Raw genomic sequence first — 15225 nt, 5'->3', positions numbered from 1 at the left:
CGCCAACGCCTGGATGCCGGTCGCCTCGGCCTGATGACACCAATCCTGTAGTGCGTGGAGGAGTGCGTCCTGGCTTGGGGCCTTGCGATCCCAGATCTCCTGGAGGCGCTCGCGGAACTGGTAGACCGTGGCGAGCGTCTGATACCTGGCCAGCAGTTGGTCCAGGCTGCGCCGGGCGGCGGCGTCGAGACGCTTGCCCTCGGTCAGCAGCAGGCGCCGCGCGCGCCGCACCAAGCGCCGGCAGTGGTCCGCGTCACGACAGAGCTCAGCCCGCGAAACCGGCCCCATGACCTCTTTCCCATAGCGGGCGAAGACGTGCATGCGGCTCAGGATCACGGCCCGCAAGGTGTCCAGATCCATCTGTCCCTTGCCCTGAACCACTTGCGGATCGGGCGCGACCCTCCGAACCTTGGCAAGCCCCAAGGCCTGGAGGATCCGGATGTAAATCCATCCGATATCGAGCTCCCACCACTTGGACGAGAGTCGCGCCGAGCTTGGAAAGGCATGGTGGTTGTTGTGCAGCTCCTCGCCCCCGATCAGGATCCCCCAGGGCACGATGTTGGTCGAGGCGTCAGGCGGCTCGAAGTTGCGATAGCCCGCGTAATGGCCGACACCGTTGATCACTCCAGCCGCCCAGACGGGAATCCACAGCATCTGGACGGCCCAGATGACTGGCCCGTGGACGCCGAACAGGACGACATCCAAGATCAGCATCAGCGCCAGGCCGTGCCACGAAAAGCGGCTGTAGAGGCGACGCTCCAGCCAGTCGTCGGGCGTGCCTTGACCGTATCGTGCCACCGCCTCGCGGTCGCGCGCGGCTTGCGCGTATAGCTCCGCGCCCTCGCCGAGGACCTTGCGTAATCCAAGGACCTGCGGGCTATGCGGGTCTTCTTCGGTTTCGCACTTGGCATGATGTCGGCGATGGACCGCGACCCATTCCTTGGTGACCATCCCGGTCGTCAGCCAGAGCCAGAAGCGAAAGAAGTGAGCGACCGCCGGGTGAAGGTCCAGGGCGCGATGGGCCTGTGCGCGGTGCAGGTAGAGTGTCACCGAGATGATGGTGACGTGGGTGATGCCGAGCGTGAAGAGGATGGCCGGTAGCACGCCGGCGTCGAGAATTCCGTAAAGGGTCATAGGTTTCCTGGGGTTTTGGTGGAGAGCCGCGAGGGCAGCCGGCGGATCGGATGCCATCCCGAAGCGTCGTTGCGGACAGCATACAAGAATCCGGTCTTCAGCAGGAGCTGGAAATCCGGCTTTCGGCTGCTGGCATGGCGGCCTGCAGGCCACTCATTCGGGTCAGTGGTGATTGCCGGGACGAAACGGCATCGGATCGATCCCCATCCCGGCGCGTGAGCGCGAGGTTGCCGACCTCATCGAGACGGGCGTGCCAGCCCGGGGCGAGCCAGAGCGTCGAGAGGGCATCGGCAACGATGGCCGGCCCGGCGATCTCCTGACCGCGGGCCAGATCCCCACGCGCGCGGATCGGGACCGGTGAATCGCAGCGATACGCCTGTGTCCGGCGGTCGGGCGAACGGCCCCCGGTCTCTGCGAACCTCGGCAGCCTGAGGCCGAGGCTCGGACCGCGAACCCGCACCCGCAGGTTGACCAGCTCGATCGGAAGGTCGAGGCGGTGTCCGTAGGTGCATTCGTGCAGGTGATGAAAGGCATTCGCGATCTCAGACAGCGGCCCCCACGGCAGGTTCAACGTATGCGATTGACCGCGATAGCGCAGGTCGAGCGAGCGCTCCTGGAGCAGGGTCTCCCGAGCCAGGCCTTCGCGCTCGAGCTCGGCGAGCCCAGTCTCTGCCAACTGTTCCAGGGCATCGGGGATGTCCCGGTCACCTGCGTCAGCGAGCAGCCCGAGTCGGGTCCGCGTCAGCGTGCGGCCGGCCGGGGTCACGACCATGCCCAGCGCCGAGAGGACACCGGCATGCACCGGGACAAGGGCACGGGTGATCCCCAAGGCGTCGGCCAGTGCGCAGACATGCAGGCCGCCCGCCCCGCCGAACGAGGTCAGCACGAAATCGCGGGGGTCGAGTCCGCGCTCAACCGAGATCACGCGCAGGGCGCGCCCCATGTGCTCGTCGGCCAGGCGCACCACGCCGACTGCCGCCTCCTCGACAGAGAGCCCCATTGACTGTGCGAGTCCGGCAAAGGCCGATCGGGCCGCGCTCCGGTCCAATCGCATGCGTCCGTCGAGGAAGCCGTCGGGGTCGAGCCGGCCCAGCACCAGGTTGGCGTCGGTTACCGTCGGATCCCGCCCGCCGCGACCGTAGCACGCGGGTCCGGGGTTCGCCCCCGCCGACTCGGGTCCCACCCTGAGCATGCCGCCTGCATCGACTCGCGCCACCGAGCCCCCGCCCGCCCCGATGGTATGCAAATCGACCATTGGGAGAGCGACCGGGAAGCCGGCGATCCGCCCGCTGGTGGTGAGGTGAGGTGCCCCGTCGACGACCGCGACATCCGTCGAGGTGCCTCCCATGTCGAAGGTCAACAATCGCGAGCAACCGCTTGCGGCGGCGGCAAAGGCGGCTCCCGCAAGGCCTCCGGCAGGACCAGAGAGCAGCAGGTGCGCCGCATGGCGCGCCGCCTGGCTGGCGGTGACTGCCTCACCGCTGCTGCGCATGACCGAGACCCGCGCGGCCGGAAGTCCCGAGGCGAGGCGCTCGATGTAGCGCGCGACCACGGGTCCGACTCGCGCGTTGAGCCAGGTGGCGACTCCGCGCTCGTACTCGCCGCTGAGGGGCAGCAGGTCGGAGGAGCGCGAGACGAAGAGCCCATCGGGGAGTCCCTCCTCCAATGCCCGTTCGGCGCTGTCGTCCAGGTAAGAGAACAGGAGGTTGATCGCGACCGACTCGGGTGCAAGCCGTTCGACGGCTTCCCTCACCGCATCGACGTCGGCCGGCTGGAGCGGCTCGACCCAATGCCCGTCCGCCCCCAGCCGTCCGCCCGTTTCGCAGCAGAGATCCGCCGGGACCGGAGGTGTCCGCGGTGGGGGCTGGAGGTCATAGAGGGCGGGGCGTGCCTGGCGGCCGATGGTCAAAAGGTCCGCGAGGCCCCGATTGGTCACATAAAGTGTCCGAGCGCCTTTGCCTTCCAGAACGGCATTGGTCGCGACCGTGCTGCCGTGGATCACATGCAGTCGCGTCGTCGGCAGACCGAGCTCCGCGATGCCCTGAAGGATGGCCTGCTCGGGGGCCGCGGGAGTGGACAGGACCTTGTGGGTTCGTACCGACCCGTCATGCCAGAGGACCAGATCGGTAAAGGTGCCCCCGGTGTCGATGCCGACGATGATCATCGGAAACAACCAGAGAGCTGCCGGGGCCTATCGGCTTTCCTCGACCCGATCACGGGCGGGCCGACCGCCCTCCGGGTCCCCGGCGTCTCGCGGCGGCGTCGCCAGGGACCGGACGCGCAGGTGCAGTGCGGCCTTGGAGAGCAGATGCGCGCTGACCGGGGCGGTGATGAAGAGGAACAGAGTGACGAGGATCTCGTGGAGGCTCAGTCCCTCACCCCGGGTGCTGAAATAGAGCACGGACGCGATCAGGAGACTGCCCACGCCGAGCGTGGTCGCCTTGGTCGGGCCATGCAGGCGCGTGTAGAAATCGCCGAGGCGGGCGAGCCCGAGCGAGCCGATGAAGGTAAAGACGGCACCGATGATGATCAACAGCGAGAGCACGACTTCGAGCATGTACGGCCTATTCGATGATGTCGCCGCGCAGGAGGTACTTGCAGAGTGCGACGGTGCTCACGAAGCCCATCATGGCGATGAGCAGCGCCGCCTCGAAGTACAGTGAGCTGCTCAGGTGGATGCCGAGCAGGACCAGCAGGGCGATGGTGTTGATATAGAGGGTGTCCAGCGCCAGGATCCGATCCGGTTTGTCCGGCCCTGCGAGCATGCGCCACAGGCTCAGGAGGAGTGCGCCGGACACCAACGCGAAGGCGGTCGTGATGGCGATGCTCAGCATGGCTCGAAGACCTCCTTCAAGGGTGCTTCGTAGCGGCGCTTGATCTGGGCGATCAGGGCGTCGGGATCGTCGACCCGCAGTCCGTGGACGACCAGTCGGGTGCGATCCGGACTGAGCCAGGCCGAGACGGTGCCGGGGGTCAACGAGACCGTATTCGCGAGTAGGCTGATCCCGAGATCCGAGCGCAAGGCAAGCGGGACGGTGACGAATGCCGGGCTCACGTGTTTCCGTCCGGCCAGGATCAGTCTGGCGACGGTGATGTTCGCGACCAGGATGTCGTAGAGGACGACGCCGAGGAACCGCAGGAGCGTCATTGGCTTGTGTATCGTCACCTGCTCCGGCCAGAAGCGCAGGGTGAAGACCGGGATCGCCCATCCCAAGAGCAGGCCGAGAAGGATCTGGCCAGGGGACAGGCTGTTGACCAGGAGCAACCAGACGACGGCCAGGACGGGGGTCAGGACAGGGTGGGGCAGAAGGACGTGTCTCATGACCTAATCACCTGGTGCATCGCCCAGAACGGCTCGAATGTAGTTGCCTGGTTGCAGGAGTTGACCGGCCGTCTCGCGAGTGTAGTCGGTCAAGACCCCGGCCCCCACCACGAGCAGGAGACAGAGCGTGAGCAAGCCGATGACGGGCATCAGGCGCCCCCAGTTGGGGCCGACGATGGGTGGTGCGTCGGGGGGGGCTTCGGCTCGATAGAACAAGAGGCTGCCGGTGCGTGCCAACGCAACGACCCCTAACAGGCCTGCGGTCAGGATGATGCCGAGCACCCAGGGCATGGAAGCGGTCCCGGCAGCGGCACGGAGCACCAGGTATTTGCCGAGGAATCCCGACAGCGGGGGGAGTCCGGAGACCAGGATCGCCGTCACGAAGAACAGTCCGCCGATCAGCTTGGCATTGGCGATCACGGGTCCCGGGTCAAGACGATCCTGGAGATCGCCGCGACCCATGGCGATGACGTCGGCCAGCAGGAAGAGGGCCGCCGCGGCGAAGGTCGTGTGGGCCAAATAGTAGAGTCCGGCGGAGATGCTCGGCCCAGAGCCGAGGCCGAAGGCGGTCAGCAGGAGACCCACCGAGACCACCACCAGATAGGCGACCTGGCGACGCAGCTCGGCGGCGGACAGCACGCCCAGGCTGCCGACGACCATCGTCGTCAGCGCGAGCGGCAGCAGCCATGGCTCGATCAGGTCGGCGAGGGGCCCGGCCTGATCCCCGAATATCAGGGTGTAGACCCGGAGGATCCCGTATGCGCCGACCTTGGTCATGATGGCGAAGAGGGCTGCGACGGGCGCAGATGTGGCCGAGTAGGCGGCGGGCAACCAGAGGTAGAGCGGGACCAAGGCGGCCTTGAGGGCGAAGACGCCGAACAGCAGGAGGCCGGCGGCACGCATGACACCGAGGTTTTCCGGGGGCGCGGCCGCGGCCTTCACGGCGAGGTCTGCCATATTGAGCGTTCCCAACATGGCATAGAGGGTCCCGACAGCGAACAGAAAGAGCGTCGAGCCGGCCAGATTCAACGCGACGAAGTGCAGCCCCGCGCGCGTCCGCTCCGGGCCGCCGCGATGCAGGAGCAGCCCATAGGAGGCCAGCAGCAGGACCTCGAAGAAAACGAACAGGTTGAAGAGGTCGCCGGTCAGGAAGGCTCCGCTCAGGCCGAACAGCTGGAGCTGGAACAGAGGGTGGAAGTGTCGACTTCCGGCGTCCGTGCCACGCACCGCGTAGAGCAATGCAAAGAAGGCGAGGAGGCTGGTGATGAGCAGCATCCAGACGCTCAGGCGGTCCGCGACCAGGACGATGCCATAGGGCGCAGGCCAGTTGCCCAGTGTGTGGATCAGGATCGCGCCCTCCGCGACGCTTGGCACCAGGAGCGCCGCGAGCAGGACCTCGACCGCCACTGCGCCCAGATTGAGGAGACGACGGGCCGGCAGGGGTACGGCGCGCCGAGTCAGGAGCAGAGCGGTCGCGGCGATGAGGGGAAAGATCACCGGGGCAATGACGAGATGGCTCATCGAGGTCCGCTCCCCCCGCGCTGGCCGTCCACATGGTCGGTTCCCAGCTCCGCACGCGCCTTGAGCGCCAGCATGATGAGGAATGCGGTCATACCGAAGCTGATGACGATGGCGGTCAGGACGAGGGCCTGGGGCAGGGGGTCGGCATAGCCTGCGGCCTCCTCCGAGATCACCGCAGGCAGGGCGACCGTCAGGCGTCCGGTGACGAAGAGAAAGAGGTTGACCGCATAGGACAGGAGGGTCAGCCCGAGAACCAGGGGAAAGGTACGGCCGCGAAGCGCCAGATAGACCCCGCAGGCCGTCAGGACACCCACAATCAATGCGATCAAGGCTTCCATCGGTTTCGGCTCCCTATCCGGATCGAGGCCTTTGGGTCGCGGCCGCATCCACGTGACTCGCGTCGTGCATCAGGCCGAGGTGGACCAGGATCAGGAGGGTTGCCCCCACCACCACGAGGTAGACGCCGAGATCGAAGGCGATGGCGGAGGCCAGCTCGAAGTCCCCGATGATCGGCCAGTGCACGTGCGTGAAGGTCGATGTGAGGAAAGGGTACCCGAGCACCAGGCTCGCCAGACCGGTGAGCAGGCCGATCAGCAGGCCGAGTCCGATCACCGGGTGAAGATTGGCCTTCATCCGCTCATGGGTCCACTCCACCCCGTTTGCCAGATACTGCATGATCAGCGCGACCGCGGTGATCAGGCCGGCGATGAAACCGCCGCCGGGCAGGTTGTGGCCGCGCAGGAAGATGAAGACCGAGACCACCAGGGTCAGCGGCAGCAGGAGGCGTGTCAGTGCGGCCATGATGGTCGGATGCATGTCCCAGTTCCAGGGACGATCGCGTACGTCCCAGGTCGGGCCGGGGAGACGCAGGTCCTTGAGCATGGCATAGACTCCGAGGCCGGCCAGAGCGAGGACCGAGATCTCCCCCAAGGTATCGAAGCCGCGGAAGTCGACGAGGATCACGTTGACGACATTCCCGCCCCCGCCCCCCGGCACGCTGTTGGCCAGGAAGAAGTCCGCGATGCTGTCGTACTCGCGGGTCAGCACCGCCCAGGTCAGGGCGGCGGCCCCGACGCCCGCGAGTGTCGCCGCCGCGATGTCGCGGATCCGGCGGGGCCGATCCGACTCGGTCGGGGTGTGCTGGGGGAGGAAATAGAGTGCCAGCAGGAGGAGGACGACCGTGACGACCTCGACCGAGAGCTGCGTCAGGGCCAGATCCGGAGCCGAGAACTTGACGAAGATGAGCGAGATCAGCAGCCCGAGCGCACCCATGACGATGAGAGCGGTCAGGCGGCGGCGGTGCAGAATCACCGTCCAGACGGCCACCACTCCCAGTGCGACGGCGACGAGCACGCTGACGGGGTCGACCGGAAGCAGCGCCCGATCCCCGGTCAGGGGCGCACCTGCGCTCAGAAAACCGGCCGTCCCCAGGGTCAGGGCAGCGAGGACCAAGACCAGCATCATGCGCTGCAGCGACCCGGAGTCCAGCCCGCGGGTGACGCCGTCTGCCGAAGCGAGTACGTGCTTCAGGACCCAGTCATAGACGGCCTTGGCGTCGAGTCGGCCCTCGAGTTGGGCGGCCAGGGCGAAAAGCGGGCGCCGTCCCGCGTACACGAGCGCGCCGCCGATCAAGGCCGCGATACTCATCAAGACGGCGGCGTTGACCCCATGCCAGATCGCCAGATCATAGTCCGGCGGGGCTGCCTGCAGGACGCCTTCCGCCGCCATGTCGAGCAGCGGCGCCACGGTGTACGCCGGCAGCATTCCCACCAGCAGACAGGCGGCGACCAGCACCTCCACCGGCACCTTCATCCAGCGCGGCGGCTCATGCGGTGTCTTCGGCAGGTCGACCGGGTCTCCGTTGAAAAAGACGTCATGGATGAAGCGCAGCGAGTAGGCGACGGCGAGGATGCCCCCGATCACCACGGCGGTCGGCAGCAGCCACTCCCAGGTGTGTGAGGCCGAGAAGGTCACGGTCTCGCCGAAGAACATCTCCTTGGAAAGGAAGCCGTTGAACAGCGGGACCCCGGCCATCGCCGCCGCCGCCACCATCGCCAGGGTCCCGGTGTAGGGCATGAATTGCCAGAGACCGTTGATGCGGCGCATGTCGCGGGTGCCGCACTCATGGTCGATGATGCCCGCGGCCATGAAGAGCGACGCCTTGAAGGTCGCGTGGTTGATGATGTGGAAGATGCCGGCGACCGCGGCGAGCGGTGTGCCGATGCCGAACAGGAGCGTGATCAGGCCGAGATGGCTGATGGTGGAGTAGGCGAGCAGGCCCTTGAGGTCGTGCTTGAAGAGGGCGAAATAGGCACCGACCAAGAGTGTGGTCAGGCCGGTCCCGATCACCAGGACCGACCATTCGGTGGTCCCGGACAGGGCCGGGAAAAGGCGCGCCAGCAGGAACACACCGGCCTTGACCAGCGTGGCCGAATGCAGATAGGCGGAGACCGGCGTCGGTGCCGCCATGGCGTGCGGCAGCCAGAAATGGAAGGGGAACTGGGCCGACTTGGTGAAAGCGCCGACCAGGATCAGCACCAGCATCGGGGGATAGAGCGGATGGGCCCGGATCGCCGCACCGGAGGCCAGGATGACTGAAAGGTCGTAGCTGCCGGCGATCTCGCCCAACAGCACAAACCCGCCCAGCAGCGCCAGCCCTCCCAGACCCGTGATGGTGAGCGCCATCCGCGCACCGATGCGGGCGTCCTCGCGATGCTGCCAGTAACTGATGAGCAGGAAGGAGGAGAGACTCGTCATCTCCCAGAACATCAGGAGGAGGATCAGGTTCTCCGACAGGACGACCCCGAGCATCGATCCCATGAAGAGGAGCAGGTAGCCGTAGAAGCGGCCCATGCTGTCGCGCTCCGCCAGGTAGTAACGTGCGTAGAGAATGATCAGCAGACCGATCCCCAGGATCATCAGCACGAACAGCAGGCCCAAGCCGTCGAGACGAAAGACGAGATCCAGTCCGAGTCTCGGCATCCAAGGGACGCGTTGGATGACCGTCTCGCCGATGAAGGATGGTGCCGCGGCTGGCAGGAGCACGAGCAGCGCCGTCAGCGTCACACCCCCCGCCATCCAGGCGGACTGGAGACGGCCGAACCCTGCCATCCATGCGGCGAGGCCGGCTCCCATGAAGGGGATGAGGACGACGAACAATAGATTCATGCGCGCATCAGCCTGCAACCGAAGTGACTGGATCGCGGGCGCAACGATACCAGCGATGTCGTTCCCAACCGGCACGGGGACGCGACGATGTTCCTGGAGCCCCCGAGCCGCCGGCTCGTCGCGCGCCTTTGGCTGCGGTCACGCGAGCGACGGGCCGGGGCCGGGTCCGCCCGAGTCGTCCTCTCAACCTGCAACGGCCTGATGCGCTGCGTCCTGGAGGTCTTGCGCCTGGGCATGATGAGATCGGGCGGCGTCCGCGAAGTCTGCCGCCGGACCCGGCCGGCCGAACAGGAAGCCTTGGAATATATTGCACCCGTGGCTCAGGAGATAGTTGCGCTGCGCCTCGGTCTCCACCCCCTCGGCCATGATCGCGAGTCCCATACCCTCTGCGAGCGCCACGAAATGATCGGCGATTGCATCGTCCTTGGGATCGGCGAGGACCTCGCGCACGAACGATGGAGCCAGTTTTAACTGATCGAGCGGGAGACGCTTGAGGTATGAGAGCGAGCAGTAGCCGATACCGAAGTTGTCGAGCGTGAAGCCGACGCCGTTGGCCTTGAGCGCAGTCATCTTGGTCAGGGTGTCGCCCGGGTCGTCCAGTAAGGGGCTCTCCGTGAGCTCCAGACGCAGCCGGCAGGGATCGGCCTTGCCCCCGGCGAGCGCGGCGCGGACGTCCTCGACGAAGTCCGGGTGGCGGAAGTGTCCCGGGCTGATGTTGACCGCCAGGCGCAGCCCGGCAGTCTCGGGCCGGGCGGCCCACTCGGCCAGCTGGGCACAGGCCTGGGAAAGGACCCAACGGCCCAGTGGGCGAGTCAATCCGATCGCCTCAGCGAGCCCGATGAACTGCCCCGGCAGGATGATTCCGCGCTCGGGATGGTGCCAGCGCAGCAGCGCCTCGGCCCCGGTGATGTGTCCGCGCTGGTTGACCTGCGGTTGATAGTAGAGCAGGAATTGACCCTCATTGACCGCGCGACGGAGATCGGCTTCCAGCGTGGCGCGTCGGTGCAGCGCCTGCTGCATCTCAGGGTCAAAAAAGCGCAGGGTGTTGCGGCCGGCGGCCTTGGCCTGATACATGGCGACATCCGCCTGTCTTAGCACGTCGTCCGCGCTTTTCGGTTGGCGGCCGAACAGGGCGATGCCGACGCTGGGCGTACTCTGGTAGTCGTGCCCCCCGAGTCGGTACGGGGCCCCCAGGGTGTCCAGGATCTTGTTGCCGACAGTGGTCGCCAGGGCGGCGGCCTGCTCGTGGTCCGGCCCCAGCTCAGGAAGCATGACCAGGAACTCGTCACCGCCCAGCCTCGCGACACTGTCGCTCTCGCGGACGCAGGTCAACAGACGCTCGGCGACCTGCTGCAGCAAGAGGTCGCCGACCTCATGTCCGCGCGTGTCGTTCAACAATTTGAAGTTGTCCAGGTCGACGAACAACAGGGCGCCTTCCTGGCCCGTCCGGCCGCTGGCAGCCAGTGCCTGGCGCAGGCGGTCCAGCACCAGCCGCCGGTTCGGCAGATTGGTCAGTGGATCGTAGAAGGCGAGATGTCGAATCTCCTCGACCGTCTTGCGATGCGTGATGTCGGTCAAGGTGGCGACGTAATGGGTGACGCGACCGCGTGTGTCCTTGACGCTGCTGATCGTCATCCAGTCAGGATAGATCTCGCCATTCTTGCGGCGATTCCAGATCTCGCCTTCCCAGAAACCGAAGGTTCGAATACGCTCCCACATGGCCGAGAAAAAGGCTTGATCGTGATGTCCGGACTCCAGAAGACGCAGGGTCTGGCCGAGCGCTTCCTCGGGGGAGTAGCCAGTGGTGCGTGTAAAAGCGCTGTTGACCCGGAGGATTCGCTGCTGGGCGTCCGTGACCACCATCCCTTCCTGGGCCTCGAAGGCGATGGCGAGGATTCGCAGCTCGGTCTCCGCTGCAGTTTGGTCAGTCACGTCTTGGGACAGGCCGTACAGGCTCCGTGGCGCCCCATGGGCGTCGCGGATCAGGAGGCCGAGCGTGTGGATCTGACGAAGCGACCCGTCGGAGCGACGGATGATCCGATGCTCGATGTCGAGGTCCCTGCTGCCTTCCCGTGCTGCTGTGAAGGCCTCTTCGAGGGCATCCGAATCATCCGGGTGTGCGAGCAGCCTGGTGTCCGCCAGGCTCACCGGCGGCTGGTCCTGCACGCCATGGATCGCGAGCCAAGCGGCTGAAAAGCTGAATCGATCGTTGGCGATATCCCATTCCCAGGAGCCGAGCGTGGCGAGTTGCTCTGCCTGGCGCAGAAGTTGGTGCTCACGATGCCGCTCGGCCTCCTGTTCCCTGGCGTCGGCGACTTGCTCATCCAGCTGCGCCTCCAAGCGTTGCTGTGCCGCGCGCGCGTCGAGCAGACGTTTCACGAGAATCGCGAGCAGCAGACTCAGGCCCAGACCGAGCCCGCCCATCAGTGCGAGGCTCACCGGATCGCCCCAGCCACCCGTCGGGCCGACGATGAGCGCCTGGTTCGCGGCCGGCAGCTCCAGTGCTGCGGCGACCTCAGCGGCCGTGGGCAGCGCCTCCGATTGAGCCGCTGTCGCATCGATCGCCTGCGGGCTCGGCGGATTGAGCCGCTGTTGCCCAGAATACCGGGCGATCAGCACTGCACCCAGCGCGGAGGTGAGAAGCACCAGAGTGGAGATGATGAGCGGGACAAAGGAGCGGCGCGGGTTCTCGGCAGACACTCTGAACGACCTCCTTTCGCGCCGCTTCGGTCGGCGGCAACCTTGTTGTTGGGTGTTTTTTCCATGTCGGGCTCCGATCGCCTGCCTCGGCCCGCCACCGGGTCCAGTCCTGACCGGATGCTCGGCTCAGCTTGCCACAATTCCAATCGTAATCCCATCCATGCGTCCGCGCTGAACCTGTCGCCGACAGCCGGTTGCGCCTGAACGGCCCGGGCGCGCGAGTCGGAAACGCGGTGTCGGAGTCGCGGCCTGCTCGGCGGCAGGGGCGACCGGCAATGGCGGCACCTCCTTGTTTCCCCCGGAAGCGCCGGGTTCTTCAGCGCTTCCCGGGTCCTCTCAACCGCATCCCCGTGCCCACCCCGGCCGGGCGCCCGCCCGATGACCCGATGATCGGATCGCCGCCGTCCGGGACCCGTGTTGCTCCGGGCGCGGCGATTGGGGCTTTCCAATTCTCGCCCAAGCACCGATGATTGAGCGCATGGACGTCTTCCCCCTGCCCATCGCGCGTATCGGCATCATTGGCGGCGGCCAGCTCGGTCGCATGATGGCGAAGGCCGCCAAACGAATCGGTTGCACTTGCGTGGTTTTGGATCCGACGCCGAGCTGTCCGGCTGGGCAGATATCGGGACATCAGATCGTCGGTGCCTATCATGATCCGGCCAAGCTCAGGGAGCTCGCCGAATCATGCGATGTCGTCACCTTCGACATCGAGGATATCGACGCCGACACCCTGATCCAACTCGCGCGCGAGGGCCACAACATCCACCCGGCGCCGACCGTCCTGGCACTGGTGCAGGACAAGCTCACGCAAAAGCAGGCGTTGAGCGCAGCGGACATCCCGACGGCACCCTTCCGGGCCATGCCGGAACCTGCGCAGGAGGACTTCGCCGCGTTCGGTTATCCGCTGGTTCAGAAGGCCTGCCGCGGCGGTTATGACGGTCGAGGTGTTGCCATCCTGCGCGGCCCAGACGAGTTTGCCAGGCACCTGCCGGTCGCTTCCCTGGTGGAGCGCTTTGTCCCCGCCGCCAAGGAGCTGGCGGTCTTGGTGGCGCGTGGACTGGACGGGGATCATCGCTGCTATCCTGCGGTGGAGATGTGTTTCCGCACCGGCGAGAATGTCATGGAGATGCTGCTGGCCCCGGCGCAGATCCCTGCGGAGACGGCGGCTGCGGCGGCGCGTCTCGCGGTGCGCACCGTCGATGCGCTGGGCGGTGTGGGAATCTTCGGGGTCGAGATGTTTCTCGCGGATTCCGGCGGGCTCCTGGTCAACGAGGTGGCCCCGCGCACCCACAACTCCGGGCACCACACCATCGAGGCGAATATCACGGATCAGTTCGAACAGCATCTCCGGGCCATCGTCGGACTTCCATTGGGGTCCACCGAGCAACTCTGCCCCGCGGCCATGATCAATCTGCTCGGTGCGCCGGGCCATCGGGGACGCCCCGTGATCAGGGGTATGGCCGAGGCTCTCGCGATCCCTGGTGTGTGTTTGCACCTCTATGGCAAGGCTGCCACCGCACCCTTCCGGAAGATGGGTCACGTGACTGTGCTGGACCGCGACATCGACGAGGCTCGTCACAAGGCCGAGCGGGTCCGACGGCTTATCGAGATCTCGGGAGAAGACCACCCATGACCGGAGGGACACGCCTTGCCTCGTCAGCCCCGGGCACTGCGCGGGTTGGCATCATCATGGGCAGCGACTCGGACCTGCCGGTGATGCAGGAAGCCGCCGCCGTGCTCGGCGAGCTTGGTATCCCCTTTGAGATGACCATCGTCTCGGCGCACCGCACCCCCAAGCGACTCTATGCGTACGCGGAGCGCGCGGTCGAGCGCGGGCTGCGTGTGATCATCGCCGGCGCGGGCGGGGCCGCGCATCTCCCCGGCATGGCCGCGGCGATCACACCCTTGCCTGTGATCGGGGTCCCGGTGAAGACCTCCAGCCTCATGGGCCAGGATTCGCTTCTCTCGATCGTGCAGATGCCCGCGGGCGTGCCGGTTGCGACGGTGGCCATCGATGGCGCCAGGAATGCCGGGATCCTCGCCGCGCAGATCCTGGGCGCCTCGGATGCCGAGGTGCGCGAGCGGGTCGCGCGCTACAAGCAGGACCTCGAGGCCATGGTGATGGCGAAGGTCGCCGCCATGGAGCAGCACCGCGCTTGAGCCTCCTGCCGCACGACTCGATCGACGACATGGCAGCCAGCGCCTGATGCCCCCTGCCATTGCGGGCGAAGCCGGCGAGCGCGACGCAGGGCCTGTTTTCGCGCTCGCCGGTGCGTCTGATTTCGGTCTTAACGCGCTGCCGGGAAAATACGCGATGAGTGCTCAACACCCCGTGTCATCGGTGGCCGGGAGCGGCTCGCCCAAAGGATCGTGCGTGGTGTTGGCGAGGAGATCCGGAATGTCCGCCTCGATGATCTCGATGCCTTTGGCGTTGCAGAAGCGGCGCTCCTTCTCCGTGGGATCCGGGATCAGTGCCCATCCGGACGGTGACCCGGCGCCGTAGATCAGGTCCCCCATCAGCATCCGCTCGGTATCACGCAGCAGACGCAGGCCAAGGAAGACGTACTGCCTGCCCCGGCGATAGGTCTTCAGAAACGGCGGAATCGCGAAGCCGCCCATCAGCTCGGTGATGTAATCGACGAAGTCGGCGTCGGAGGCGACGTAGGTTGCGTCCGGGCGCGGGCTGCCCAGCGGCTTGAAGAGGACGGGCAACTCCGGATCGACCTCCCCCTGGTCGATCGAGTCGTAGGTCACGCCGTCATAGCGGTCGAGCCGAAAGCGGTAATCGGTGCCGCCGATCCGGGCAATGCCGCGCACCAGGATATGCGGCACCCCGAGATAAGAATCCTGCAGCTGGGTATCCCGGTTGATGTCGACGACATAGTGCGGTTGGATCGCCTTCAGCCAGTCGTGCAGCGGTGCGCGTGTCCAGGTGCGCTCGCCATAGGTGGTATCCAGGAAACGGTGAACCGCCCCGCGTCCGCGTTTGAGCTCGACGTCCATGGCGGCGCGAGGGAACTCCCACATCAGACGCTGCGACATCGGCCTGCCCTGGTTCATGGCGAGGATGAGGCTTTCGCTGTCGGCAGGGATGGGTTGGCCCGTGCCTGGATCATGCGCCCCGCGCAGCGCGCCGGGACCGAGAAAGGGTACCAGAGTGCCCTGTGCGAGACCGGCGGCGAGTGCGTGGAGCATGGCGAAGACCTTTAACGACCGACCGAGTGAATGGAGTGGTCAACGCAAGAAAAATGCCACGAATGGAGAAGCGGCCCTCCGGGATCGGCAAGCCGGATCTCGGTAGCGGAGCCTTCAAGGATGCTGCGAATCCCTAACAAACTCAGCAATGAGAGCTGCCTCGGAAGCCTGTCGGTCGGGTCGCC

The 15225-nt window shown here is 66.3% G+C and carries 12 protein-coding genes; 2 read left to right on the top strand and 10 right to left on the bottom strand.

What is annotated here, in order from left to right:
* From LJE61_RS07955 to LJE61_RS07915, 9 genes are all read right to left on the bottom strand, one after another.
* On the bottom strand, positions 1–1134 hold a 1134-nt coding region (locus LJE61_RS07955; RefSeq protein ID WP_296917993.1), incomplete at its 3' end, for a DesA family fatty acid desaturase.
* Positions 1135–1231: 97 nt separating this feature from the next.
* On the bottom strand, positions 1232–3298 hold the full coding sequence (locus LJE61_RS07950) for a hydantoinase/oxoprolinase family protein (protein WP_296917991.1): 2067 nt from the start codon (positions 3296–3298) through the stop codon (positions 1232–1234).
* A 27-nt stretch (positions 3299–3325) separates the two neighbouring features.
* Positions 3326–3691 carry a Na+/H+ antiporter subunit G gene (locus LJE61_RS07945; RefSeq protein WP_296911932.1) on the bottom strand — a complete coding sequence of 122 codons (366 nt, stop codon included), beginning with the start codon at positions 3689–3691 and terminating at the stop codon, positions 3326–3328.
* A gap of 7 nt (positions 3692–3698) precedes the next feature.
* Entirely contained in the window at positions 3699–3968 is a 270-nt protein-coding gene (locus LJE61_RS07940) for a K+/H+ antiporter subunit F (RefSeq protein ID WP_296911929.1), read from the bottom strand.
* Positions 3962–4456 (bottom strand): Na+/H+ antiporter subunit E, encoded by a 495-nt coding sequence (locus tag LJE61_RS07935; RefSeq protein ID WP_296917989.1) that lies wholly within the window; start codon positions 4454–4456, stop codon positions 3962–3964. The genes LJE61_RS07940 and LJE61_RS07935 overlap by 7 nt, the downstream gene beginning before the upstream one ends.
* A gap of 3 nt (positions 4457–4459) precedes the next feature.
* Positions 4460–5977, bottom strand: coding sequence for a monovalent cation/H+ antiporter subunit D (locus LJE61_RS07930; protein WP_296911925.1), 1518 nt, complete (start codon positions 5975–5977; stop codon positions 4460–4462).
* A complete protein-coding gene (locus LJE61_RS07925; protein WP_296911923.1) occupies positions 5974–6315 on the bottom strand; it encodes a Na+/H+ antiporter subunit C in 342 nt (113 codons plus the stop codon). Before LJE61_RS07925 ends, LJE61_RS07930 begins: the two co-directional genes overlap by 4 nt.
* 13 nt (positions 6316–6328) lie before the next feature.
* Positions 6329–9145: a monovalent cation/H+ antiporter subunit A gene (locus LJE61_RS07920; RefSeq protein ID WP_296917988.1), complete on the bottom strand. Its 2817-nt coding sequence runs from the start codon at positions 9143–9145 to the stop codon at positions 6329–6331.
* Between the two features lie 183 nt (positions 9146–9328).
* Positions 9329–11845 carry a putative bifunctional diguanylate cyclase/phosphodiesterase gene (locus tag LJE61_RS07915; protein ID WP_296917986.1) on the bottom strand — a complete coding sequence of 839 codons (2517 nt, stop codon included), beginning with the start codon at positions 11843–11845 and terminating at the stop codon, positions 9329–9331.
* Positions 11846–12323: 478 nt separating this feature from the next.
* On the opposite strand from LJE61_RS07915, the gene LJE61_RS07910 reads away from it, so the two are divergent.
* Both LJE61_RS07910 and purE read left to right on the top strand, forming a co-directional pair.
* Positions 12324–13478 carry a 5-(carboxyamino)imidazole ribonucleotide synthase gene (locus tag LJE61_RS07910; protein ID WP_296914718.1) on the top strand — a complete coding sequence of 385 codons (1155 nt, stop codon included), beginning with the start codon at positions 12324–12326 and terminating at the stop codon, positions 13476–13478.
* Positions 13475–14005: a 5-(carboxyamino)imidazole ribonucleotide mutase gene (gene purE, locus LJE61_RS07905; protein WP_296914721.1), complete on the top strand. Its 531-nt coding sequence runs from the start codon at positions 13475–13477 to the stop codon at positions 14003–14005. Before LJE61_RS07910 ends, purE begins: the two co-directional genes overlap by 4 nt.
* A 162-nt stretch (positions 14006–14167) precedes the next feature.
* On the opposite strand, the gene LJE61_RS07900 is transcribed toward purE, so the two are convergent.
* The gene (locus LJE61_RS07900; RefSeq protein WP_296917984.1) at positions 14168–15040 is read right to left on the bottom strand and encodes an SIR2 family protein; all 873 of its coding nucleotides are present in this window, start codon (positions 15038–15040) and stop codon (positions 14168–14170) included.
* Positions 15041–15225: the final 185 nt, after the last annotated feature.

Source organism: Thiocapsa sp. (assembly GCF_022340925.1).
In the GTDB taxonomy this organism is placed as follows: Bacteria; Pseudomonadota; Gammaproteobacteria; order Chromatiales; family Chromatiaceae; genus Thiocapsa.
Note: the sequence above shows the minus strand (reverse complement) of the source record. Positions and strands in the feature narration are given on the sequence as shown.